The organism is Tatumella saanichensis (genome assembly GCF_000439375.1).
GTDB classification, from domain to species: domain Bacteria; phylum Pseudomonadota; class Gammaproteobacteria; order Enterobacterales; family Enterobacteriaceae; genus Tatumella; species Tatumella saanichensis.
The window spans coordinates 91,946-115,795 of the sequence record NZ_ATMI01000041.1; the positions used below are offsets into that span (position 1 = coordinate 91,946).

Here is a 23,850-nt window from a genome sequence, read left to right on the forward strand (position 1 = left end):
GGTTACCGGGACGGATAGCAGCTGATTACTCTGCTTTTTGATGACGAGCACGCAGATTATTGATCACTGCGCTAAGGTCGAGTTCCTGATCTTGTAACAGTACCAGCAGGTGGTAGACCAGATCCGAGGCTTCGTTAGTCAGTTCGAAGCGGTCATTGACGGTAGCCGCCAGTGCAGTTTCAACCCCTTCCTCACCCACTTTCTGAGCGATACGTTTGGTGCCGCGGGCGTAGAGACTGGCCGTGTAGGAGCTGTCCGGATCCGCCGACTTGCGTGCGGCCAGTAATTGCTCTAACTGATAAAGGAATCCCCAGTCGCTTTCTGCTGGCGAGAAGCAACTGCTGGTACCGGTATGGCAGGTAGGCCCCAGCGGATTGGCTAAGACCAGCAGACTGTCATTGTCACAATCTGGGGTGATACTCACGACTTTCAGGAAGTTGCCGGAGGATTCGCCTTTGGTCCATAAGCGGCCTTTGGTGCGTGACCAGAAGGTCACATTGCCGCTGGTCAGTGTCTCTTCCAGCGCCTGTGCATTCATATAGCCCAGCATCAGGACTTCGCCTGAGACTTTATGCTGAATGATGGCAGGGATCATGCCGTCGGTTTTTTCCCAGTCGAGCTGGGAGAGTTGTTCTGCGGTTAGCACGCGCGGATCTCCACATCATTGGATTGCAGGAAAGCTTTTAACTCTGCAATATTAATCAGTTGTTTATGGAACACTGACGCCGCCAGCGCACCGTCGATATTGGTGTCTCGGAACGCCTCTAAGAAGTGCTGCATGGTGCCTGCGCCGCCGGATGCAATTAACGGCACATGACAACGTTCACGGATCATTTTCAGCTGTTTGAGGTCATAACCATTACGCACGCCGTCCTGATTCATCATATTGAGGACAATTTCGCCAGCGCCACGTTTCTGTACTTCCTGTACCCAATCAGCAGTCTGCCACTGGGTCACTCGGGTCCGGGATTCATCCCCGGTGTACTGATTAACATGGTATAGACCGGTATTTTCATCACACCAGGTATCGATACCCACCACGATGCACTGTACCCCAAAGCGATCCGCCAGACGGCTGATCAGGTCCGGGTCTGCCAGGGCTGGCGAGTTGATCGAAATTTTATCAGCACCGAAGGAGAGCAATTGCGCGGCCTGCTCGGCAGATTTGATACCACCCGCCACACAGAACGGGATATCAATCACTTCTGCGACCCGAGACACCCAGCTTTTATCCACCACGCGCTCATCGGATGAGGCGGTGATATCATAAAAGACTAATTCATCGGCACCTTCTTCTGCATAGCGTTTTGCCAGCGGGACGATATCACCAATAATTTCGTGGTTACGGAACTGGACGCCTTTGACGACCTGGCCGTCGCGCACGTCCAAACAAGGAATTATCCGTTTTGCCAGCATGCAATAGCCTCCGTCACGGTGAATTTACCTTCCAGCAGGGCACGACCAACGATCACGCCTTTGACGCCACTGTTACGCAGGGCAGCGATATCGTCCAATGAGCCGATGCCACCGGAGGACTGAAACGCCACCTGCGGATAGCGGGCGGTCACTTCCTGATACAGCTCGACGTTAGAACCAGCCAAGGTACCGTCGCGGGAGATATCAGTACAGAGTACATGTTTCAGGCCCACAGACTGATAATCTTCGATGACTTGTTCCAGAGTGATACCACTGGCTTCCTGCCAACCGCTGATCGCTACTTCTTTGCGCTGATTTTCATCAATTCGGATATCCAAGGCTAGGACAATGGCATCGGCACCGAACTCGTTAAACCAGGCTTTCACTTCTTGTGGCTGACGGATAGCGGTCGAGCCTACCACCACCCGTGCAGCACCGGCGGCCAATAAGGCGGCCACATCTTCGCGGCTACGAATACCGCCACCTACCTGTACCGGCACGGAAACGCCGGACAGTAATTTTTTCAGCAGTGGGATCTGTCGGGCGGCCGGATCTTTAGCACCGGTCAGGTCAACCAGGTGCAGTACCTCGGCACCTTCCTGCTGGTAAGCCTGCAGGCGTGGCAGCGGATCATTACCGTAATCACGTTGCTGGGCATAATCTCCCTGATGTAGACGAACAACAGTACCTTCAATCAGGTCAAGAGCGGGGATAATCATTACATCTCCAGGAAATTTTTAATCAATTGAGCGCCGGCTTTTCCTGAACGCTCTGGATGGAACTGTACGCCGTAGAAATTATCCTTCTGCACCGCAGCGGAGAACGGCTGACCGTAATCACATTGGGCGATGGTGCAAGCATTCACCGGCATGGCGTAGCTGTGCACAAAGTAGAAATAGCTTTCCGCAGGAATATTACGGAACAGTGGGTGGCCGGCTTGTGGCGTTAGCTGATTCCAGCCCATGTGCGGCAGTGGCAATGAACCGGTTTCCATCTGCGCCACCGGCTCATGGATAATATCCAGAGTATCGATGCCGGTATTTTCTTCGCTGCGCTGACCTAGCAGTTGCATTCCCAAGCAGATCCCCAGCACCGGCTGGGTACAGGTCTTAATCAGTTCTACCAGTTCGCGTTCACGCAGCTGTTCCATGGCGGCACGGGCGGTGCCTACGCCTGGCAGAAATAATTTATCGGCGTTGAGGACCACGTGCTTCTCTCGGCTGACGACAGGTTGATAGCCGAGACGTTCTACCGCCCATCTCACCGAAGAGAGGTTAGCGCAGCCAGTGTCTAAAATAACCACATCCATTACAGAACTCCCTTTGAGCTCGGCAACGTATTACCGTTGACCTGAATGGCTTGGCGTAAGGTACGACCAAAGGCTTTAAACAGACTTTCTGCACGATGGTGATCGTTGTGACCTTTGGTTTTCAGGTGCAGGGTACAGGCCATGCTGTAGGAGAGTGAGCGGAAGAAGTGCTCGATCATCTCGGTGCTCAAATCGCCGACCCGCTGGTAATTAAACTCGGCCTTATACACCAAATAAGGCCGACCAGAGATATCCAACGCACAACGTGCCTGACATTCGTCCATTGGTAGCACAAAGCCGAAACGGCCAATACCGCGCTTATCCCCCAGCGCTTTTAGCAGTGCTTCACCCAGCGCCAAACCCGTATCTTCGACAGTATGGTGATCATCGATATAGAGATCGCCTTTAACATCAATATTCATGCGGAAACCGGCGTGGGTCGCAATTTGATCCAGCATATGGTCAAAGAAGCCGACTCCGGTACTGATTTTGCTGTCACCTTCACGGTCCAGCCATACCTCTGTGGTAATACGCGTCTCTTTGGTATTGCGTTGTACCAGAGCATGACGGTCTCGACGGGTCAGACGCTCGGTGATCTGCGGCCAGAAGTTTTCTTCTTCAGCATAGCGGATCCCCTGGATGCCCATATTCTCTGCCAGAGTGATATCGGTTTGACGATCGCCGATCACGTAGCTGTTGGCTTGATCGATCACACCGTCTTCTAACCACGGCAGGACCATCTTGGTGTGGGGTTTACGACAGTCACAGCCATCTTCCGGCTTATGTGGACAAATCAGCACTTCATCAAAATGGATCCCCTGAGAGGTGAACACCTGCATCATCAGGTTATGCGGGCCGTCAAAATCGGCTTGAGGAAAACTGTCGGTGCCCAGACCATCCTGATTGGTGATCATTACCAGACGATAACCGGCAGCCTGCAAGCTCAGTAACGCAGGGATAACCCCGGCCTCAAAGCGCAGTTTGTCCAGACGATCCACTTGGAAATCAACGGGAGGCTCGGAAATCAGGGTACCGTCGCGGTCAATAAACAGGGTTTTCTGGTTCATGCGTTCTCCGCAGATGTCATGTTGTTCAGGGCAGTCATTAGGATTTCGCATTCCTGTCGGGTGCCGATAGAGATACGCAGGCAGCCAGCCAGACCTGGGTTTTTATTCTGATCGCGCAGAATAATGCCCTGATCCCAAAGGCTACGGAACACCTGCGGGGAGTCGTCAAATTTTGCCAGTAAGTAGTTGGTGGAGCTGTTATAGGCAGCGGTCACCAGTGGACAGGCCTGTAACTGTTCCAGCAGCCATTGACGGGTGTCATTCAGCTCTGCCACACGCTTGCGCATGGCCGCGAGGCCCTCGCGACTCAGTGCCTGGGCGGCGATGTCCGCTACCGGCGTGGACAGCGGGTAGGGGGCAATCACTTTTAACAGCAGGCTTATCACCTCTGGGCTGCCGAGGGTAAAACCACAGCGCAGCCCTGCCAGCGCAAAGGCCTTGGAGAGAGTACGCAGTACTACCAAGTGCGGATAATCACTGATCCAGCCGGTTAGAGAGGCTTCTGGACAGAAATCGATATAGGCTTCATCGGCAATCACCAGTGCTTTACCGGCGGTGGCTTCCAGAAGCTTACGAATATCTTCACTATTCAGCAGGTTACCGGTTGGGTTATTCGGGCTGCACAGATACAGCAGCTTTACGCCATCCAGCTGACTGAGGATGGCGGGCAGATCCAGTTGCCAATCCTCGCGGGCAGGAACGGTGATCGCCTCAATGCCAAAGGTTTCCGCGCTGACGCTGTACATGCCATAGGTCGGCGGACAAAACATAATTTTATCCTGTCCCGGCTCACAGAAAGCGCGCATCAGCAGTTCGATACCTTCGTCAGCACCACGGCTGACCAGCACCTGATTGCTCTCCAGTCCGCAGTAACCGGCGTAGCGTTCGATCACCTGCACGGGCTGACATTCCGGGTAACGGTTCAGTGTCTGTTGAGTGAGTTCAAACGGCACTGCCAGCGGATATTCATTAGCATTTAACCAGACATCCCCTTTGCCCCCCAGGCGACGGGCAGACTGATACGGGGTCAGCTCTCTGACATTTTTACGTGCCAGTTGCTCAACGGAACCTGTCATACTTTCTCCTTAAGGGCATTTACCCGTAACGTAACGGCATTTTTGTGGGCATCGAGACGTTCAGCTGCCGCCAATTGTTCAATCGCCGGTGCCAGCGTTAAGAATCCGACCGGTGATAACTCTTGGATAGTCATGCGTTTTTGGAAATCCGCCAGGCCTAGGCTTGAGTAGGTCGCTGTATAACCGTAAGTCGGTAATACGTGGTTTGTCCCAGAGGCGTAGTCGCCGGCAGATTCCGGTGACCAGTCGCCGAGGAACACTGACCCTGCACTGGTGATCTGCTCCACCCATTGGCGGGCATCACGGGTCTGAATAATCAGATGTTCTGGACCGTATTGGTTGGAGATTTCAATGCATTGTTGCAGGTCACGGGCAACGATCAGACGACTGCTTTCCAGTGCTTGACGGGCGGTATCGGCACGCGGCAATACTGCTAACTGACGGTTAATTTCATCGGCGACAGCTTCTGCCAGTGTGGTGGAAGGAGTCAGTAACACCACCTGCGAATCTGGACCATGTTCTGCTTGAGAGAGCAGATCTGAGGCAACAAAGGCCGCAGTTGCCTGCTCATCAGCGATGACCAAGACTTCAGATGGACCTGCTGGCATATCAATGGCTGCCCCGTCTAAACGCTGGCTGACTTGGCGTTTAGCTTCGGTTACCCAAGCGTTGCCTGGGCCGAAAATTTTATCCACTTTCGGTACGGTTTCACTGCCAAAGGCCATGGCGGCAATCGCCTGTGCACCACCGACTTGGAACACTTCACTGACGCCGCACAGTCTGGCGGCAAACAGGATCTCATCGGCAATCGGCGGCGGAGAGCAGAGCACCACTTTTTCGCAGCCAGCAATGCGCGCCGGGGTTGCCAGCATCAGTACTGTCGAGAACAGTGGCGCGGATCCCCCAGGAATGTAGAGTCCTACCGAACGGATCGGCCTAGTCACTTGCTGACAGCGTACCCCTGGGCGAGTTTCAATATCCACCCCAGGAAATACCTGGGCCTGATGAAACATATCGATATTTTCTACTGCGGTTTGCATCGCCGCTTTCAGCTCTTCGCTGACACGGTTCACTGCTGCATCAATCTCTTGCGCTGACACGGCAAACTGTTGCGGTGTCACGCGGTCAAATTTTGTGCTGAACTCGCGCAGGGCCTGGTCGCCTTTTTCACGAACCTGCGTCAGCACATCGTGAACCGTCTGACTGATGGTATCGGAGGAGGAGAGGGCCGGACGTTTCAGCAATGCTTGCTGTTGTTCCGCAGAACGGGTATTCCAGTCAATCACAGTCTCGAAGCCGCTCATCGCTTACTCCATCATCTTTTCAATCGGCAGGACTAGGATAGAACTGGCGCCCAGCGCTTTCAGTTTTTCCATGGTTTCCCAGAATAAGGTTTCGGTGCTGACCATGTGCATGGCGACACGTGCCTGATCTCCAGCCAGTGGCAGGATAGTCGGACGTTCTGCGCCTGGTAGTAGAGCAACAACCTCTTCCAGACGTTCAGACGGGGCATGTAACATGATGTATTTGGACTCACGGGCTTTGATCACCCCTTGAATACGGGTCATCAGCTTATCGATCAGGTACTGTTTTTCCGTCGGCATTTCCCCTTCACGCTGGATCAAGACGGCTTTAGAGCGGTAGATAACATCCACTTCGCGCAGGCCATTGGCCTCCAGAGTCGCACCGGTGGAAACCAGGTCACAGATAGCATCGGCCAGGCCCGCGCGTGGTGCTACTTCAACGGAGCCATTCAGCATACAAGGTTTGAAAGAGAGGTTTTTACTGTCGAAGTAACGTTTAAGCAGATGAGGATAGGAGGTTGCGATGCGTTTATTGTTGAGACATTCCGGTCCGGTGTAATCGGCATCGGCAGCCATTGCCAGTGATAAGCGGCAGCCACCAAAATCCAGCCGGCGCAGTGTGGTGTACTGCGGATTATCGCCCTGAGCCTGGCGGGTCAGCATCTCTTCTTCAAGCACGTTTTCGCCGATAATTCCCAGGTCAACCACACCGTCCATCACCAGACCCGGAATATCGTCATCGCGCACCCGCAGAATATCGATCGGCATATTTTCTGCAAAGGCGATCAAACGCTGTTGTTGCAGATTAATTTTAATGCCGCAACGGCTCAGCAGTTCACGGGATTCGTCGCTGAGACGACCTGATTTCTGCATCGCAATGCGGATACGTTTGTTATCTAACATCTGTCCTGTCCTCTTAGTGCTTTTCCTGAGCGGAATTATTATTTTTAAAATCGTGTCCATAAAAAAACCCCGGAAGAAATCTTCCGGGGTTTTTGTGCATCCAAACCACTGGAAGATCTTTTCGTCTCCCAGCACACATCGCCTGAAAGACTAGTCAGGGTGATGGTGATGATGGTTAATACGGATGCGATTCATAATTTTTCCAACGATTAAAGTTTCGTGTGTCTTGCAAGTAACCTAACCAAATTCAGGGGCACTGGCAACCCTTTTTTCCATACATAATCATAAATTTGTTTATACAATTATACTGGCCTGTAAACCCTCACAGGAATAAGATCTTTGTTTATCGCAGGCTTATCTTACAAAAGATGATAGAGGCAGGTAATCAGATGAAAAAAGTGGCAATCGTTGGACTGGGCTGGTTAGGCATGCCGCTGGCCAGAGCTCTGTCGGCAAGAGGCTGGGCGGTGAGCGGTACTAAAACAACGAAAGATGGCGTCCAGGCTGCGCGTAACAGTGGCATTGAGGCTAAACGGCTGGATCTAGATCCTGAAATACACTGTGATGCTGAAGACCTCGCGGAGTTGCTGAACGCTGATGCCCTGATTATCACGTTGCCAGCACGGCGCACAGTAGACACCAGCGAACAGTATATTCGTGCGGTGGAAAATATTGTCGATATGGCGTTAGCACGTCATATCCCACGTATCCTATTTACTAGCTCTACCTCAGTCTATGGTGAGGCCATCGGCATTTGTGATGAAACCACTGTACTGGATCCTGTGACACCCGCCGGTAAATCCTTGGTAAAACTGGAGCAATGGCTACATGATCTGCCGGGGACATCGGTGGATATTCTGCGTCTGGCTGGTTTAGTTGGGCCAGGGCGTCATCCTGGGCGGTTTCTGGCGGGTAAAACGGGGCTCAATCATGGGCAGCAGGCAGTGAATTTGGTGCACTTAGATGATGTGATTGCGGCAATTGTGTTACTGCTCGAGGAACCTTCCGCCGCTACCACCTATAATCTGTGTGCGCCGGGCCACCCAAGTCGTGAAGCTTTTTACACCCGGCTGACCCAACAAGCGGGTTGGCAAACGCCACGTTTTGACGGTCCGGACCAACAGGAAAGGGGAAAACAGGTGTCAGGAGAGCGTATTTGTCAGCAGCGTAATTTCCGCTATCAGTGGCCAGATCCCTACGAAATGCCGTTTGTTTCCTGATGTTCGCGACTTTTTCGGCTTTTTCCGAAGGTGGTGTGATAATCGCTTGTACTGACGGGTGTTTTTAGGCAGAATGCGCCCCTGCAAATTTGAGAATAACCGATGCCTATTACAGTATCGGTTATTTTTTTTGCATTAACGTTATAAAAACAAACCTTACGGGGCCGGACATTTTCCGGAGAGATAGTCATTAAAAACACGCTATGGCGTGAGTCAGAGGAAATTTTGATGGGGCTTTTCACCACTTTACCAGATGCGTCTGGTGCACGCTTCCGCGACGACTACGGCGCGACCTGCAACGTACACATGTCTGAACCTTCTTTCCGTACCCTGCGGAACTCCCTTGCGACACAATCTGCCCAGATTGTTACCGAAGGGGGCATCAATAATGCAAACTAATCCCTCTGCCGCACCTAAGCGTGCAAGCCTGAAAAAAACACTGACGCTGATGCCAGTTATAATGATTGGCCTAGCCTATATGCAGCCTATGACCCTGTTTGATACCTTCGGTATCGTTTCAGGCGTGACCAGTGGTCATGTTGCGACTGCGTATATCTTTGCGACCATCGCAATCCTGTTTACTGCCGTAAGTTACGGAAAACTGGTTCGACGCTTCCCGTCAGCCGGTTCTGCCTATACTTACGCTCAAAAATCCATCAGTCCACATGTCGGATTTATGGTCGGTTGGTCCTCTCTGCTGGACTATCTGTTTATGCCAATGATTAATATTTTACTGGCAAAAAGTTACTTTGAATCCCTGTTGCCGGGCATCCCTTCGTGGATCTTCGTGGTACTGCTGGTGATCTTTATGACCGTGACCAACCTGAAAGGGCTGAAAACGGTGGCGAACTTTAACAGTATCATCGTCGTATTGCAGATTGCTGTGATGATCGCCATTTGCGGTCTGATCATGTATGGCGTGGGTCACGACGGTATCGGTGCCGGTACCCTGACTAGTGCCAAGCCTTTCTGGTCTTCGGATGCCCATGTGGTGCCGATGATCACTGGGGCGACCATACTCTGTTTCTCTTTCCTCGGTTTTGATGGTCTGAGTTCACTGTCAGAAGAGACCAAAGATGCAGAGCGAACCATTCCGCGTGCTATCTTTCTGACGGCATTGATCGGTGGTGTACTGTTTGTGGGTGTCTCTTACTTCCTGCAGCTTTACTTCCCAGACATCTCACGTTTCAAAAATCCGGACTCTTCCCAGCCTGAAATCATGCTGTACGTGGCAGGTCGCACCTTCCAGTTCTGCATCCTGATCTTCTCCTGTGTGACCGTACTGGCATCAGGAATGGCTGCCCACGCCGGTGTTTCGCGTCTGATGTATGTGATGGGCCGTGATGGTGTTTTCCCGCACCGTTTCTTCGGTTATATCTCACACAGATGGTCAACACCGACCTATAACGTGATCCTGGTGGGTGTGATTGCCTTACTGGCCATCAACTTTGACCTTGACCGTGCAACGGCGCTGATTAACTTTGGCGCGCTGGTGGCGTTTACCTTTGTTAACCTATCGGTGATCTCGCAGTTCTGGATCCGTGAAAAGCGCAACAAAACCCTGAAAGATAACTTCCATTATCTGGTTCTGCCGGTATTGGGTGCCCTGACAGTCGGCGCACTGTGGCTGAACCTGGAAGAGAGCTCAATGACCCTAGGTCTGATCTGGGCCGCTATTGGTATTATCTACTTGGCCTGTGTCACCCGTGCTTTCCGTAAGCCGGTGCCACAGTATAGCGAAGAAGGTTTATAATTCGCGCTGTAACCTAAGCTTAAAAAGCCCCGCTCGGTTATCCCTGCGGGGCTTTTTTATGGTTTTGGCATAACCGTTATTCGATAATATGTTGTTTAGCTGAGCAGGGTTTCAGCGTAGCGATAGAGAGACTTTAATAGCGTTAGCTTTTGCGGGTCGTCTTGATGCAGAGTAGCCAATTGTTCCAGCTCAGCGATATAGGCTTCAACCCGTGGGGCAGATAATACCTCGCGGCGATGCTCCAGCCACTGGCGTTGTTCCTGCTCATCGAGGGTGCCTGCAAAATTACGGGCGCGATAGCGGAACAGCAGGGGGGCAATACGATCATCGGCAAACGTCAGATCCAGCGCCGGTAAGTTTACTGCATCAGTAGTACGAATAATGTTCATCGACTGGCGATCGGCGTCACTGAAAAAACCGCTGTACAGTTGGGCATCCACATCATTCAGCTCGTCAAAGTCACGGCGTTCCGCAAATATTGTCACCACTTTTTCGCGGATATCGGGATGCTGACGTAATAAAGCCAAGTTATCCAAGCAGAACTGACGGTCAATACCCAGCCGTTGTGCATCCTCCGGACGCAGGGTGCTGGCCGGTGCCAGTACTGGACATTTATTGATATGTATCAGCTTCAACGGTACCGGTGAGTCATCGCCCAATTGTTCCCGCGGTGTGTATAGACGTTCACGCAGGGTGTCAGCATCTTCAGTAATTAACGGCTGAAGATCTCCAGCCAGATCTAAAGTGATCACGGCATTACGGTTATCAGGATGCCAAGCCAGCGGCACTATCCAACTGGTATTACCCCGTGCCGTGCCGAACATTCCGGATACGTGGACTAGGGGCTTCATCTGTGGGATATCGATCAATGTCTGAAGCTTATTTTTATTACGATGACGGAACAGAAACTCGAACAGCTTCGGCTGTTTTTCTCTAACCAGTTTGGCCATCGCCAGTGTTGCATACACATCGGACATGGCATCATGGGCCTGTTCGTGGCTGATACCATTCGCCTTGGTCAGGTGTTCGAGGCGAAAGGAGGGAAAGCCCTCTTCATTTTCCGGCCAGTGGATCCCCTCGGGACGCAAGGCATAACAGGCTCGCATCACATCCAACAGATCCCAGCGTGAGTTACCGTTTTGCCAGCTCCAGGCGTAAGGGTCGAAAAAGTTACGGTAGAAAATATTGCGTGTTACTTCATCATCAAAGCGAATATTGTTATAGCCCACCACACAGGTACCTGGCCCGCTGAACAGGGCATGGATCCGCTGTGCAAACTCTGCTTCCGTGACCCCTTTGGCGATCGCCTGTTGGGGGGTGATACCGGTGATCATCACTGCTTCTGGCTGTGGCAGGTAGTCGTCCGCCGGCCGGCAGTAGAATACCTCCGGTTCGCCGATAACGTTAAATTCTGCATCGGTGCGGATGCCAGCGAACTGCGCAGGTCGGTCGAGCGCCGGATGCTTACCGAAGGTTTCATAATCGTGAAACAGGAAGGTTGGTTGTACATCGTTGTTAGGTTTCATACATAACCGTATTGTTTTGTTGTTTTTTGTACATTTAAATCAATGCCCTATCGTACATTTCTGTTTGTAATGGTACAGGCCTGTATTCTTTTGCACATGCCATATTGCGTACACCATTTTCATTTCGGTGTGTACAGAATACAAAAATGGCAATCATCGATGTAAAACTCAGAAAGTTACTCGGCAAACCATACTATGGCCCAGCTGAAATAACAGATACCGAAGAGCTCGGCGCAAGGATAACCCCTAAGGGATGATCACTTTCCAGTATCGCTACCGCTGGAAGGGTTCCGTTTAACGGGTATCCCTCGGTCGTTAACTGGCAGTATCTTTTCAGCAGGCCAGAAAGATAGTAACAGAATTGCGTGATCTTTACTTTTCAGGTGTGGATCCGAAATCGCACCTTAACAAAGATGAGCCCAGATCGGTAACCGTTGCTGATTGCCTCTCATACTGGAACGATAACTGTGTTGTTACTTCGCTGCGTCCCAAGACACAACACCTATATCAGACCACGGTTATCAAAATCATGGACGGAGTCTTTACTGACAGGCCTTTAGAACAAATTACCACTCGGGAATGGGTAGATTTCTTCACTAAGGAGGAGAGATTCAATCCGCGTCGAGGCCGGCAAGTTCTCTCTCAGCTTCGTTCCGCAATGAGTTGGTGCATCCGTAGGCAGTATGTCGACTGAGAACTTTGTTATTATGGATCCTTAAATTAAAATCGTTACTGCGCAGCGTGATCCGACAAGTGCTGTCGAATATTTCTCATGAGGTCGAGTTGCTGAAGGCGTTGCCTGCGTAGTGAACGTGGATTTCTGATAGGCGTACTGATAACTCTCCAAGAGGGACAGGTTGCTAAGGTGAAGAAATAACCAACCCGAGAACTACTTTAATGACGGCTCTCAGTGTTGGGTTGTAATCGATTTTAAGCAGTTCTCTTTAAGTCTATTTATTGCATCTGGCGGCATTGGTGCTGTCATCATCGCCCTATAGTTCATACAGTCAGGTGTATCATTATGGTATTGATGTTTTTGTGAGCAGCCAGGAACCAAGAAAATTATCGCAACAAAAATGATTAATCTATTCAAATCATCCTCCTATAGTCAGGGATAATTATAGCATCTGCATCACAGAGCACCCTATTGGGTGTTGTTTAATGCAATCAACAGGGAATAGAAATGGCAATGCTGGATTTTGAGGCATTGAATGCACACCCCTGTGCGGAACAGAAAACTAAAGTTCACACTTTTCAAACGAACCTGACATACTAAAAAGCTGCGGCGTACTTCGTAAATCTGTCCGACTGATTTGCACCTTTATCCGTGACAACTCCTGCTGTTGGCCTATTCGTCTGCTTTGTCGAGTGCTGAGTGTTCATCCGAGTGGATTTCAGACTGACAGGACAAATCAACCAGTTCTGGCTGGAGTCCGGTTGCGTTTATGGCTATCGCAAGAACCATCTCGACCTGAAAAATAGCAGGCAACGATGTGGGATTAAGCGGGTGTAGCGGCTGAATTAGCAACGAATAGAAAGTGTCTGGATTATCCGTGACTGTCGAGGATAAGCGTTAGCGAGCCATTTCTGAGCCCCTCATACTGTGTATCAACATTTTTATTGTTCCTGCCCCCTAAACTCATTTTTTATGACTACACTTAAGTTGTGAAGCACAAAGTGAACCTCAACTCGGTTCTCAACATCCCTTCACCCGATAACCCCATTACCCACGCAAGTGGGTTTTTTTATGCAAAGTATCGTCGAGGGAGCGAGTTAAGGTTCACACTGCTGAGCGCGCAGAAAAGGAAAAGCGACGTTGATATTTGACTGCGCGGAAGATACTGACAGAGGCGACCAGAATTAACAGAATGCCTGATACGGAGAAGGCGAGCATTGAAAAAAGGTGAAATGAAAAAATACCAATCAGCCCGCCGGTAAAAAACGAACAGATTGCGGTCAAATGTATACTCAGTAGATAGCGATAACGCCGACGCTCTTCTTCCGAATGTTTTAGCAGTGGCTGCAGCAGTAGGTTAGCCATACTGATACCAGCATCTGTCAGTGTTCCAGTGATATGAGTACTGCGCACTTTGCCCTGCGTCAATTGAGTGGACGTGGCATTATGTAACCCAAGCAGAAAGCCTAGACCATCGACTAGCAGTCTCTGATCAGGGCTGAAGGGTAGCCATAGACTGATAATTACTGGTAGGGTTAGTGATAATCCTTCTGCCAGTAAGATATGCGCATAGATCGTACGTATCTGAAAATATTTACCTGCTGCGACCAGCGCCCGTGAGGTAAAGGCTCCAGCAATAAAGCAAACAATTAATTGAATGAGCCGCCACATCTGTGATTTATCCCATTCTAACACTTCGGTGGATAGCTGAGTGGCGTTACCGGTCATGTTGGAAGGGAACAGCCCAAAAGCTCCCAGAGCGAGAACATTCAGCACTCCTGCAGACCCAGCCAGTGCCACTGCTAATTGCCTGTCTTCACGGCAAGAACGGCCACCTTTCTTTTCTATCAACATTCCGAGCCCACCTTATCCATCTGTAACAGCAGTAGTGTTTAATAATTAAACAAAAATAAACCTGCAGGGATAAGTATTCTCCTAATCAGGCGATAAAAGACCGAGTGATCACTGAGGTTAGCGGCCAAGCTGCGGCTGAGGCGCGAGATAGCAGGGTGATACAGCGTTACTAAATGCGTCAGGCAACGCATAAAATTGACAAAAAAAGAGAAGGGGCAAGGGCTTCAACAAGAATTCCAATGTTCAAGAACGCTCTTTTGGCAGTAGATTGCATTAATAACAGAAGGATCGTTTATAATAGCCGCCGTAAACAGGCGATTTTGCTTAGTTCTGATTTACACTTTCTCACAATTGATAGATGCCAGCGGCCATAAAATACCGTAAAAAGGCGACTAAAACCTGTTAACCCAACATAATCATTAAGGAATTTAGCTTGAAAAGGCGTCTGCTTATCACTGTATCGGGTATGATTTTACTGGCATCCGCGGCCCACGCCGATGACAATAGTTTCCCTGTTTCTATGACGCCACCGCCAATTGATGCGGCTTCATGGGTGTTAATGGATGCAACCACCGGGCAGGTGCTGACTGCCGGTAACCCAGACGAGAGACGTAATCCGGCCAGCTTGACTAAGTTGGTGACAGGTTACGTGGTTGACCGTGCAATTAATGCCAAACGTATTAGCCCTGACGATATCGTGACGGTCGGGACAGATGCCTGGGGTGCTGGTAACCCTGTCTTTAAAGGGTCGTCTCTGATGTTCCTGAAACCCGGCGATAAAATCAGCGTTCGTGATTTAAGTCGTGGCGTTATCGTCGATTCCGGTAATGATGCTTGTGTGGCGTTGGCGGATTACGTGGCTGGCGGACAACAGAATTTTGTGGCGATGATGAACCAGGTTGTCGCGCAATTACACTTGCAGAATACGCACTTTGAAACCGTCCATGGTTTGGATGCGCCAGGTCAGTACAGTACTGCTCGCGATTTAGGGATCGTAGCAATGGCTATCATCCACGGTGAGCCTGAGTTCTATCACATGTACAGTCAGAAGACGATGACATGGAACGGCATCACCCAGAATAACCGTGTTGGGCTGCTGTGGGACAATAGTCTGCATGTGGATGGTATGAAAACCGGTCATACCGAAACCGCCGGTTTTAATATTGTGGCTTCCAACAATATCAATGGCCAGCGTTTGATTGCCGTAGTGATGGGGGCGAAAAGTCCGAAAGGTCGCGAAGATCAAGCCCGCAAACTTCTGGTCTGGGGCCAGAATAACTTTACGACTGTACAATTGTTCCATGCCGGTAAACCCCTGGGTACTGAGAATGTTTGGTTCGGTAATCCGCACTCTGTCAATGTTGGATCGGCCAAAGATGCCTCTCTGACTATTCCGCGTGACGAGATCAACAACGTTAAGGCGAAATATGTGATCGCCAAAAAAGAGCTGGATGCGCCACTGAGCCAGAATGAAGTTATCGGTGAAATCCAAGTGATGGATAAGGATAAGCAGATTGCCAGCTATCCGTTAGTCGCGCTGGAGGATGTCGCCAAAGGCGGCATCATCACTCGCATCACCGATTACATTAAACAGAAAATCTAAGCAGCCTTGTTGCGAACGCCTGCCCCAGTATGTTCTGGGGCTTTTTTTGGGCGGCCAATTGATTAAGGCGTAAAAGGAGTCGGATTTTTATTTGTGGATATGTAAAAATATGTCCCCCAACTGTTAACGGAACTCAATTTTGCGTCCTGACAAACCGATTTCACGCCCCGAATTCTGGCTGTATCGCCATTACCAGACGGTCCACGGTCTGCGTATCGCCATCGCGTTTATCCTCTCTTTCTTACTGGTACGGTTGCTGAATATTCCTGAGGGCAGTTGGCCCTTAATCACCTTGGTGGTGGTGATGGGGCCGATATCCTCTTGGGGCAATGTCTTCCCCCGCGCCGTGCAGCGAATTATTGGCACCTTTGCTGGCTCGGTGTCGGGGCTTATCGCCCTTCGTATCGAACTCTTTTCGCTGCCGTTAATGTTGTTGTGGTGCGCAGTAGTAATGTTTGTCTGTGGCTATCTGACGCTGGGTAAACGACCTTATATGGCGTTACTGATCGGTATCACCCTCGGTGTCATCGTAGGCGCACCGCCGGGTGATTTTCTGACTGCATTATGGCGGGGGGGAGATGTGATTTTCGGATCACTGCTGGCGGTATTATTCACTGGGATCTGGGCGCAGCGAGCCTATACGTTCTGGCGTATTCGTATGTCAGATGCGTTGCTTTCTTCACTGAAAATCTATCACACCGGGTTATCGCCAAATCTGCTGGAGAAACCCCGTCTAAATAAGCCGATTCAGCAATTGGTAAGCGGGTCGGTAAAAATGCGATCGCTGCTTGAACCGTCCAGCAAAGAGACCCGTATCCCGAAATCGGTGTTTGAAGGGATCCAAGTTATCCATCGCAATATGGTGTCTACGCTGGAAATGCAAATCAATGCGTGGTGGGCTTCGCGGGAAAGCCATCTGTTGTTACTTAATGCACCCAGTCTACGGCGTACCCAGGCGTTGACCGAAAATATGTTTCGGACCTTATCCTCCATGCTGGTAACAGGAAAAACCGACCAGGTCGCCACCACCATCGCGGAATTGGATGAAATCAAACGGGAGCTGGATACACTGCTGTCTAAAGCCGAACATGAAAAGGCAGAAGCGGCACCGGTTTATGGCTATGTCTGGCTGAGTCTTGAGTTGCACGGACAGCTGGTGAGATTACATGAGTTGATTCGACTGGTACTGAGAAAGTAACCGAGGCTAACATGTAAATCGTTGTTGTTTGCGTTAAGATAAGGCAACCCGATTGTGGGCACGGCACAGTAACGATGCTGGCCCGGCCCTAAAGCGGTGACTCTGAAACTCATACGCCTGGATGAACAGGCGTCTAACCAAGGTGTTATCATGGAAAATGCTAAACAGTCATTCCAGGATGTTCTTGAGTTTGTTCGTATGTTTCGTCGAAAAAATAAGCTGCAGCGTGAGATCACGGATAACGAAAAGAAAGTCCGTGATAATCAAAAGCGGGTATTGCTGCTGGATAACCTGAGTGAATATATTAAGCCAGGTATGAGTATTGAAGCCATCCAGGAAATCATTGCCAGCATGCGCAGTGACTACGAAGATCGTGTCGATGAGTACATCATTAAAAATGCTGACTTATCAAAAGAGCGGCGTGAACTATCTAAGAAAATCAAGGTGATGGGTGAGCATAAATCCTTCAGTGAGACGGATCAAAAGTAACCTCTTCGCGACCTTGTCGACAGACGCCCAATCCTGTCGGGCGTCTGTTTGAGATCACTGTGACTGTTTTTGGTGCTGATAGACCTGCAAATTAACCCATACTGCATTCAGTAACGGTACCGGCAGGGCATGTCTGTTTGCCCGTACTACTAAATCACCGATGATTTGATCCGCTTCGACTGAGAACCCCTGACTAAGGTCACGGTACATTGACGACGTCATCGGCGTATCCGGCTGACTGAGATGTTGCAGGGTGGAGGCGATGACGGCCGGACGTTGCTGATAGCCACATGCCGTGATCACGGCCAGTACTTCGCGGTAGATTGCTTGCAGGAGGATATCGCCTCCTTGGCTGTGTAATATTTGCTGAGTATTACCTCGGGAAAGAATGGTGACAGCTCCCAAGGTACTGAGCAGTAACCATTTTTCCCACATATCACTCTCAATCTGTAGTGACAGTTTATTGTCAAACCCACAACCGCTCAGTAACTGGTCCAAGGCTCGGATACGCGTGCTGTCTGAACCGTCTCTTTCTCCATAGCAGATCTGGTGTAGGGCAGACATCTGTAAAATTTCGCCTTTGTCATTCAGTGTTGAGTGGATTTTACACAGCCCTCCGAGGACTTTATCCCCGCCAAAGGTCTCACACAGGGTGGCGATATGCTGCATCCCATTTAGCACCGGTAGGATCAGGGTTTGAGCGCCTACTGCCGGGGTGATATCGCGGATAGCCTGAGTGAGGCCAAAGCTCTTCACTGTCAGAATGATGAGATCATAGGGGGCGGTGATCTCACTCGCAGCAAGGGTCTTGGGTTGCAAGGTAAAGGTTCCGCGGTGGGCATGGACCACCAGCCCGTGACGGCCTAGTTGCTCTGCACGCTTCTCTCGTACCAGAAAAGTGACATCACGCCCCTGTTTCGCTAAGCATGCACCGAAATAACCGCCGGTCGACCCGGCACCGACTACCAGTATCCGCATTCTATACCTTCTGTTTTTCATGAAGTCAGACTCTAACCATAAAAGCCCGCCGCCCGAAACACCAGTGTCGAGGGGTAAATATTATTATCTCTAATAGGCGCCGCTGACCATTGCAGGGCTGCAGAAAGGCGGACTTTGGGGGGACAGTATTTTTCCTGATACGACAGTTATCGTCATGGCAAATACCCGCTAGAATACAAGCACAATAATCGAGACAGGATATTAACTAATGAAGGATCAGCAGCCCGCCCTGTTAGAGGCGAAAAATATCAGTTATCGGGCCGGTGAGCGCCAGATTTTACAGAACGTCTCGCTAAATATTAATGCCGGACAGTTTATGTTGATTACCGGGCCTTCCGGCTGTGGTAAAAGTACTTTACTAAAAATTATCTCATCATTGATCTCGGCAGAAGCGGGAGAAATACGCCTTTCTGGCAAGGCTATCGATGATTTTACCCCTGAACACTACCGTCAGCGGGTTTCCTATTGTTCGCAAACACCGGCACTGTTTGGCAAAACGGTGGCGGATAATCTGTTATTCCCTTGGAAGTTGCGAGATAAAACCCCGCCAGAAGGAAAGCTGGTCGCTGACCTGAAACGATTTTCCTTATCGGAAGAGATGCTGAATAAGGGCATTAATGAGCTGTCCGGTGGCGAAAAACAACGGGTATCACTGATCCGCCATTTGCAGTTTTTGCCAGACGTTCTGTTGCTTGATGAAATCACCAGTGCCCTCGACGAAACCAACAAGAAACAGGTAAATGAAATCATCCATCAGTACGTCAAAGAACATCAACTGGCGGTGCTATGGGTGACCCACGATACTAATGAAATCGAACATGCCGATAACGTGATTACCCTCGAAAATCGTAACAAGGTCGCAGAGAAGACCAAGGATGAACAATGAATCAGCACAATATTACGAATAGCTCGCTGATTATGTCGTTGGCACTGGTGCTGGTGGCAATCATTATCAGTTATCGTGAAAAACTAGGACTGGAAAAGGAGATTATCTGGAGTATCTGCCGCGCTATTGTGCAATTGGTGATTGTCGGTTATGTGCTGAAATACCTGTTTGCCCTAGACAATGGGGCGCTGACGGTTCTGATGGTGCTGTTTATCTGCTTCAATGCAGCCTGGAATGCGCAGAAGCGCAGTAAATATCTCGACCGTACTTTTGTGATGTCATTTATTGCCATTACCACCGGGGCGGTGTTGACCTTATCGGTATTGGTGCTGACGGGCTCCATCGAATTTCTGCCGATGCAGGTGATCCCGATTGCGGGGATGATCGCCGGTAACGGAATGGTGGCAGTCGGACTCTGTTATAACAACCTCGGCCAGCATTTTTCCGACAGACAGCAATCGATCCAAGAGATGCTCAGTCTCGGGGCGACCCCGAAGCAGGCTTCTAGCGCCTTATTGCGTGATAGTATCCGCGCGGCGATGATCCCAACCGTAGACTCTGCGAAGACAGTGGGGATTGTCAGCCTACCGGGCATGATGTCCGGACTGATTTTTGCAGGCATTGACCCCGTTAAGGCCATTAAATATCAGATTATGGTGACCTTTATGTTACTGTCTACCGCAGGCTTATCAACGATTATTGCCGGTTACCTGGCCTGCAGGAAGTTTTATAATACCCGCCATCAACTGGTCATCAAAAAAATCCGCTGAGCGGAAGTCAGCTTTAATCAGGCGTTAGAGGGCTGGCATCTGTGACACTCTCTGTCCAGATGCCAGCCAGTAGGCACTGACAGGCGGTAGACAGATTGCCTGAACCGGCTAGCGGTGATAGTCTTCGCGGACGAAAACTGCTGAAAATCTTGAATAATGCCCCCTTTATTACGCCCTACGCCAAACGAAATTATTGCTATCAGAACCCGTCTTGGATTGGGACGTGCTGAGTTCGCGAATGTGTTGGGGATGCCTGCCCACGGAGAACAAACCGTCATCGCCTGGGAAGCCGGAACCAAGATCCCTCCCTACGCTAAGCGTAAAGCGATTCTCAACATGGAGCACAGACTGCAGCATTATGCGCAAACTGCGCCATTCAGGCGGGAGCCGCAGAGAGAGCCTTTTTTTCGGTTTATTGATTTATTTGCCGGTATCGGTGGGATCCGCTTGCCTTTTCAGCAGCGGGGGGGGCACTGCGTGTTTACCTCTGAATGGGATAAATATGCGCAGAAAACCTATCTAGCCAATTACGGTGAGATGCCCGTTGGCGACATTACTCGTGTCCGTGCAGCAGATATTCCCGACCATGATATTCTTTTGGGAGGCTTTCCCTGTCAGGCTTTTTCCTTAGCGGGTCGTAAGCAAGGGTTCAGTGATACGCGCGGCACTATGTTTTTTGAGATCCAGCGCATTTTGGCAGAAAAGAGACCTAAAGCTTTTCTGCTGGAGAACGTTAAGCAATTGCGCGGCCATGATCAGGGACGCACCCTAAAGACAATTATCAATATTTTGCAGGGAACTTATCGCAGCGACATTCCCGATGATATAGCGCTGAGTGAGGAAACACGGCAGGCGTTATCAGATCAACTGAACTATCATGTCGAGTGGCGAGTGTTACGGGCCGGTGATTTTGGCGCACCGCAAAATCGTGAGCGTATTTATATCGTCGGCTTCGATAAGAATTATTTCAGCCAGACTGCTGACCATGAGATTTTTCGCTGGCCGGAGCCGCCATGTACACCGACGCGAGTCGGCGACATTCTGCTCAGTGACACACAGTTAGCGGCGCAGATCGCCGGGAAACGCAAAGATTTCTACACCTTATCGGACAAATTATGGCGAGGACATCAGAACCGACTGGCTTCGCATCAGTTGCGCGGTAATGGTTTCGGTTATAGCCTGTTTAATGCTGACAGTGAATATGCCAATACCCTCAGTGCCCGCTACTATAAAGACGGCTCGGAAATTCTCATTGATCAGACTGCCGCCGGAAAAAATCCTCGTAAACTGACGCCTCGTGAATGTGCCCGTTTGCAGGGATTCCCAGATACCTTTATTGTCGATGCCGTGTCTCATGGGCAGATTTATAAGCAGCTTGGGAATTCGGTGTGTATGAATGTGATTGAGGCCATTGCCAGTGAGATGGTAGCGGCACTGTCGCGTGCTGCCTTGCTAAGCGATAAGGAGACGGCAGCTTAAGCTGCCGTCATAGCCCTCTTTACTCTACCAGTGGAGGCGTGGGAACAGGGGGCTGTTGCCGCGTGTGAGTAGGGCAGTCCGCCAGGGTTTTCTCTGGTTGCAAAAACATCATAGCTATCATGCTGCACAGTGCGATACAGGCCGTCACAATAAACATCGAGTTATAGCCATAATGCTGCGCCAACCAGCCGGATAACATCGGTGATAAAATCGAGGACACATTGGCGATAGCCAGGGTCATGCCACTGTAACTGCCAACCGTCGAGCGCGGCGTCACATCAATCACCACCGACCAGTAAACGTTATTCACCATCGCATTCATCGCATTGCCTGCCGCCATCAATCCAACCACCGCAGCGGCTGACCCGGCCCAGGGGATAGCCATGAAACAGACAGCGGTCAGAAACAGGGCTAGCGCAGCGAAGGCGTTGCGGGCTATACGCAGGTCATTAAAACGTTTCAACAGGAAATCAGAGATCCGTCCCCCCAGCAATACGGTAAAGCAGGCACCGCTCCACGGGATCATCGCCACATACCACAGAGAGTGCAGGTCATAATGGAAACTGTCCTGCAGATATTTTGGCAGCCAGGTGGCGAGGGTGAAGGTGATATACAAAAAAGTGAAATAACCCAGCGCGTTGCACACCAAGGTACGGTTAGTGAAAAAGTGCCACCAAGGTAACGGGCGGCTTGCTTCCAGTGGGGCTTTCTGGCCGCGGCTAATCAGTTGCTGCTCAGCCTCATTAACCCGGGGGTGCTGCTGTGGGGTATTGGTGTACAGTTTGGCAAAAACTAGCATCGCCGCCAGAGAAGCAATACCCAACACTATAAACATAATGCGCCAGTCACCGGTCAATAGTAACAGCCCTACAGCGATAGGTGCGGTGAGCATTGCCCCCACTTGGGTACTGACTAAACCGATACTCAGCGCGAAACCGCGTTCATGGTCCGGTGCCCAAGCAGAAATGGTTTTATTCATCAGTGCATAGGCAGGACCTTCGGAAAAACCAAATAGGATGCGCAGGGTGGCGAAACCGAGGATCGCCGAGCCACCGAACATGGCAATACCCATGTCACCAGCCCAGGCGGTACCAATTTCAAACAACGACCAGCAGCTACCCGCCCACAGCCAGATTTTACGGGTACCGTAGCGGTCAGCCAGAAAGCCGCCACACAGTGACCCGAACAGATAACCAAAGCCGAAATAGCCGAGCACCGCACCCAGTTGAATTTTATCGAGATGATATTCTTGGGCGATGGTATTGGCAGAAAACGATAAGGCACCGCGATCAATATAGTTGATCAGTGCAATCAGAAACATCAGTCCAAAGACCGTGTAGCGAGTCGTGGTTGCTTTCATAGTGGCACTCCCTGGTAGGTAATACCCTAGACACGCAAGATCGGTGCCAGTCTGTGTGACCTTTCCCTGATTGGGTAATAGGGCATTGGCAGGGATCCCCCGCTGCAGAAAGTCATCTTCTGCACCAACAAGGCGTTACTCCGGGCCGTAACAGTGCAGATTATGAGTGATAACTATCATTCATACGGATTATCTATAAATGCCGTGATTGATGTCAGGCTAAGGGTCGTTATGGACTGCTAAGCGCCATTGTTTATTGGAATGACAAGGGGCCAGCACTTACTGGCAGTTAACCGAACGACTGTACAGGAGAGGTGTATTATTTTACATAGCGTCTAGTTTTTAATGGCTTATTAATAACCACCTTGAGTCGGGAGGGGAAGGGGGATCCGCATAAGTCAGCTGTTTGAGGTAAAGATTTGAAGAGTCATGTTTGCAATCACTATGTCTAACCGGACAACTGCTCATGATGAAAACAGGCAAAGCCATAGAGCAGAGCGCCGCAAAGGATTAAAGAAATTAAATTACCGACAGCATTCACCTCACCCAAAAACAGCTTGATTAACAGTGACGAATGTATTTTGCCACGTGCCTTAGCGGCCCTGCGGACCGCTGGTTGTCGTGGACAAACGGAAAAATTCGGACGTGAATGCTGCCGCCGTAAGGTCAACCAGTTACAGACCTGCTTCACAGAATGGGTGCTAACGGATATTGCAATAAACCGTCACGAAACGGCCTGGGCTTGATGAGTTATGTTACCGGCTGTTGAGCGAAAACATTGAGGCGACCTTGGGCCTGAAAATCTTCAAAGAAGCCACATTGCGAGAAGTCGCCGGTACCGCCTGTGCGCCGGAAGACTCCATGAATATTATGCCGATGGAAATGACGGCAGACGATGTGTATAACGCCATGATGGCCGCTAATGAAATGGCCCATCGCCTGAAATAAGCCTGTGTCCCCTC

21 protein-coding genes, 1 pseudogene and 1 other annotated feature are annotated in these 23,850 nt (G+C 50.4%); of the genes and pseudogenes, 10 read left to right on the forward strand and 12 right to left on the reverse strand.

The features are described 5' to 3' along the window. Nucleotides 1–25: 25 nt before the first annotated feature. From hisIE to hisG, 8 genes are read right to left on the reverse strand one after another with little or no spacing between them, the layout of a single operon-like run. A complete protein-coding gene (gene hisIE / locus DW47_RS0111990; protein ID WP_029686656.1) occupies nt 26–646 on the reverse strand; it encodes a bifunctional phosphoribosyl-AMP cyclohydrolase/phosphoribosyl-ATP diphosphatase HisIE in 621 nt (206 codons plus the stop codon). Further along, nucleotides 640–1,416 (reverse strand): imidazole glycerol phosphate synthase subunit HisF, encoded by a 777-nt coding sequence (gene hisF / locus DW47_RS0111995; RefSeq protein ID WP_029686657.1) that lies wholly within the window; start codon nt 1,414–1,416, stop codon nt 640–642. The genes hisIE and hisF overlap by 7 nt, the downstream gene beginning before the upstream one ends. Then, complete coding sequence (gene hisA, locus DW47_RS0112000) at nt 1,398–2,135, reverse strand: 1-(5-phosphoribosyl)-5-[(5-phosphoribosylamino)methylideneamino]imidazole-4-carboxamide isomerase (protein ID WP_029686658.1); 738 nt, start codon at nt 2,133–2,135, stop codon at nt 1,398–1,400. Before hisA ends, hisF begins: the two co-directional genes overlap by 19 nt. Beyond that, nucleotides 2,135–2,725, reverse strand: coding sequence for an imidazole glycerol phosphate synthase subunit HisH (gene hisH / locus DW47_RS0112005; protein WP_029686659.1), 591 nt, complete (start codon nt 2,723–2,725; stop codon nt 2,135–2,137). Before hisH ends, hisA begins: the two co-directional genes overlap by 1 nt. Then, nucleotides 2,725–3,792 carry a bifunctional histidinol-phosphatase/imidazoleglycerol-phosphate dehydratase HisB gene (hisB, locus tag DW47_RS0112010; RefSeq protein WP_029686660.1) on the reverse strand — a complete coding sequence of 356 codons (1,068 nt, stop codon included), beginning with the start codon at nt 3,790–3,792 and terminating at the stop codon, nt 2,725–2,727. Before hisB ends, hisH begins: the two co-directional genes overlap by 1 nt. Then, the gene (hisC, locus tag DW47_RS0112015) at nt 3,789–4,868 is read right to left on the reverse strand and encodes a histidinol-phosphate transaminase (RefSeq protein ID WP_029686661.1); all 1,080 of its coding nucleotides are present in this window, start codon (nt 4,866–4,868) and stop codon (nt 3,789–3,791) included. Before hisC ends, hisB begins: the two co-directional genes overlap by 4 nt. Further along, entirely contained in the window at nt 4,865–6,172 is a 1,308-nt protein-coding gene (gene hisD / locus DW47_RS0112020; protein WP_029686662.1) for a histidinol dehydrogenase, read from the reverse strand. Before hisD ends, hisC begins: the two co-directional genes overlap by 4 nt. A 3-nt stretch (nt 6,173–6,175) precedes the next feature. After that, a complete protein-coding gene (gene hisG, locus DW47_RS0112025; RefSeq protein ID WP_029686663.1) occupies nt 6,176–7,075 on the reverse strand; it encodes an ATP phosphoribosyltransferase in 900 nt (299 codons plus the stop codon). Nucleotides 7,076–7,132: 57 nt separating this feature from the next. Then, nucleotides 7,133–7,250 (reverse strand) — a sequence feature (His leader region). A 214-nt stretch (nt 7,251–7,464) separates the two neighbouring features. Between hisG and DW47_RS0112030 the strand changes: the two genes are divergently transcribed. After that, nucleotides 7,465–8,295: an SDR family oxidoreductase gene (locus tag DW47_RS0112030; protein ID WP_029686664.1), complete on the forward strand. Its 831-nt coding sequence runs from the start codon at nt 7,465–7,467 to the stop codon at nt 8,293–8,295. A gap of 388 nt (nt 8,296–8,683) precedes the next feature. Next, entirely contained in the window at nt 8,684–10,048 is a 1,365-nt protein-coding gene (locus DW47_RS0112040; RefSeq protein ID WP_029686665.1) for an APC family permease, read from the forward strand. 95 nt (nt 10,049–10,143) lie between these two features. On the opposite strand, the gene sbcB is transcribed toward DW47_RS0112040, so the two are convergent. Beyond that, nucleotides 10,144–11,574, reverse strand: coding sequence for an exodeoxyribonuclease I (gene sbcB, locus DW47_RS0112045; RefSeq protein WP_029686666.1), 1,431 nt, complete (start codon nt 11,572–11,574; stop codon nt 10,144–10,146). A gap of 1,254 nt (nt 11,575–12,828) precedes the next feature. On the opposite strand from sbcB, the pseudogene DW47_RS17715 reads away from it, so the two are divergent. After that, nucleotides 12,829–13,084, forward strand: a pseudogene (locus tag DW47_RS17715) (IS3 family transposase); the annotation flags it as partial. A 270-nt stretch (nt 13,085–13,354) separates the two neighbouring features. On the opposite strand, the gene DW47_RS0112050 reads toward DW47_RS17715, so the two are convergent. Continuing rightward, on the reverse strand, nt 13,355–14,104 hold the full coding sequence (locus DW47_RS0112050) for a YoaK family protein (protein WP_029686667.1): 750 nt from the start codon (nt 14,102–14,104) through the stop codon (nt 13,355–13,357). Between the two features lie 433 nt (nt 14,105–14,537). Here DW47_RS0112050 and dacD point away from each other — a divergent pair, with 433 nt between their 5' ends. The 3 genes from dacD to DW47_RS0112065 all read left to right on the forward strand — a co-directional run bounded on the left by dacD (nt 14,538) and on the right by DW47_RS0112065 (nt 17,394). Then, on the forward strand, nt 14,538–15,707 hold the full coding sequence (dacD, locus tag DW47_RS0112055) for a serine-type D-Ala-D-Ala carboxypeptidase DacD (RefSeq protein WP_029686668.1): 1,170 nt from the start codon (nt 14,538–14,540) through the stop codon (nt 15,705–15,707). A 139-nt stretch (nt 15,708–15,846) separates the two neighbouring features. Beyond that, entirely contained in the window at nt 15,847–16,905 is a 1,059-nt protein-coding gene (locus DW47_RS0112060; protein WP_029686669.1) for an FUSC family protein, read from the forward strand. A gap of 150 nt (nt 16,906–17,055) precedes the next feature. Further along, nucleotides 17,056–17,394 carry a DUF496 family protein gene (locus DW47_RS0112065; protein ID WP_029686670.1) on the forward strand — a complete coding sequence of 113 codons (339 nt, stop codon included), beginning with the start codon at nt 17,056–17,058 and terminating at the stop codon, nt 17,392–17,394. A gap of 54 nt (nt 17,395–17,448) precedes the next feature. On the opposite strand, the gene DW47_RS0112070 is transcribed toward DW47_RS0112065, so the two are convergent. Next, a complete protein-coding gene (locus tag DW47_RS0112070) occupies nt 17,449–18,372 on the reverse strand; it encodes a ketopantoate reductase family protein (RefSeq protein ID WP_029686671.1) in 924 nt (307 codons plus the stop codon). A 229-nt stretch (nt 18,373–18,601) separates the two neighbouring features. Between DW47_RS0112070 and fetA the strand changes: the two genes are divergently transcribed. From fetA to dcm, 3 genes are all read left to right on the forward strand, one after another. Continuing rightward, nucleotides 18,602–19,279 (forward strand): iron efflux ABC transporter ATP-binding subunit FetA, encoded by a 678-nt coding sequence (fetA, locus tag DW47_RS0112075; protein ID WP_029686672.1) that lies wholly within the window; start codon nt 18,602–18,604, stop codon nt 19,277–19,279. Further along, nucleotides 19,276–20,049, forward strand: coding sequence for an iron efflux ABC transporter permease subunit FetB (gene fetB, locus DW47_RS0112080; protein WP_029686673.1), 774 nt, complete (start codon nt 19,276–19,278; stop codon nt 20,047–20,049). The genes fetA and fetB overlap by 4 nt, the downstream gene beginning before the upstream one ends. 156 nt (nt 20,050–20,205) lie before the next feature. Next, complete coding sequence (gene dcm / locus DW47_RS0112085; RefSeq protein WP_051150930.1) at nt 20,206–21,528, forward strand: DNA cytosine methyltransferase; 1,323 nt, start codon at nt 20,206–20,208, stop codon at nt 21,526–21,528. 19 nt (nt 21,529–21,547) lie between these two features. Here dcm and DW47_RS0112090 read toward each other — a convergent pair whose 3' ends face one another. Next, nucleotides 21,548–22,888 carry an MFS transporter gene (locus tag DW47_RS0112090; RefSeq protein WP_051150931.1) on the reverse strand — a complete coding sequence of 447 codons (1,341 nt, stop codon included), beginning with the start codon at nt 22,886–22,888 and terminating at the stop codon, nt 21,548–21,550. A 765-nt stretch (nt 22,889–23,653) separates the two neighbouring features. On the opposite strand from DW47_RS0112090, the gene DW47_RS0112095 reads away from it, so the two are divergent. Beyond that, the gene (locus tag DW47_RS0112095) at nt 23,654–23,836 is read left to right on the forward strand and encodes a hypothetical protein (RefSeq protein ID WP_029686676.1); all 183 of its coding nucleotides are present in this window, start codon (nt 23,654–23,656) and stop codon (nt 23,834–23,836) included. Nucleotides 23,837–23,850: the final 14 nt, after the last annotated feature.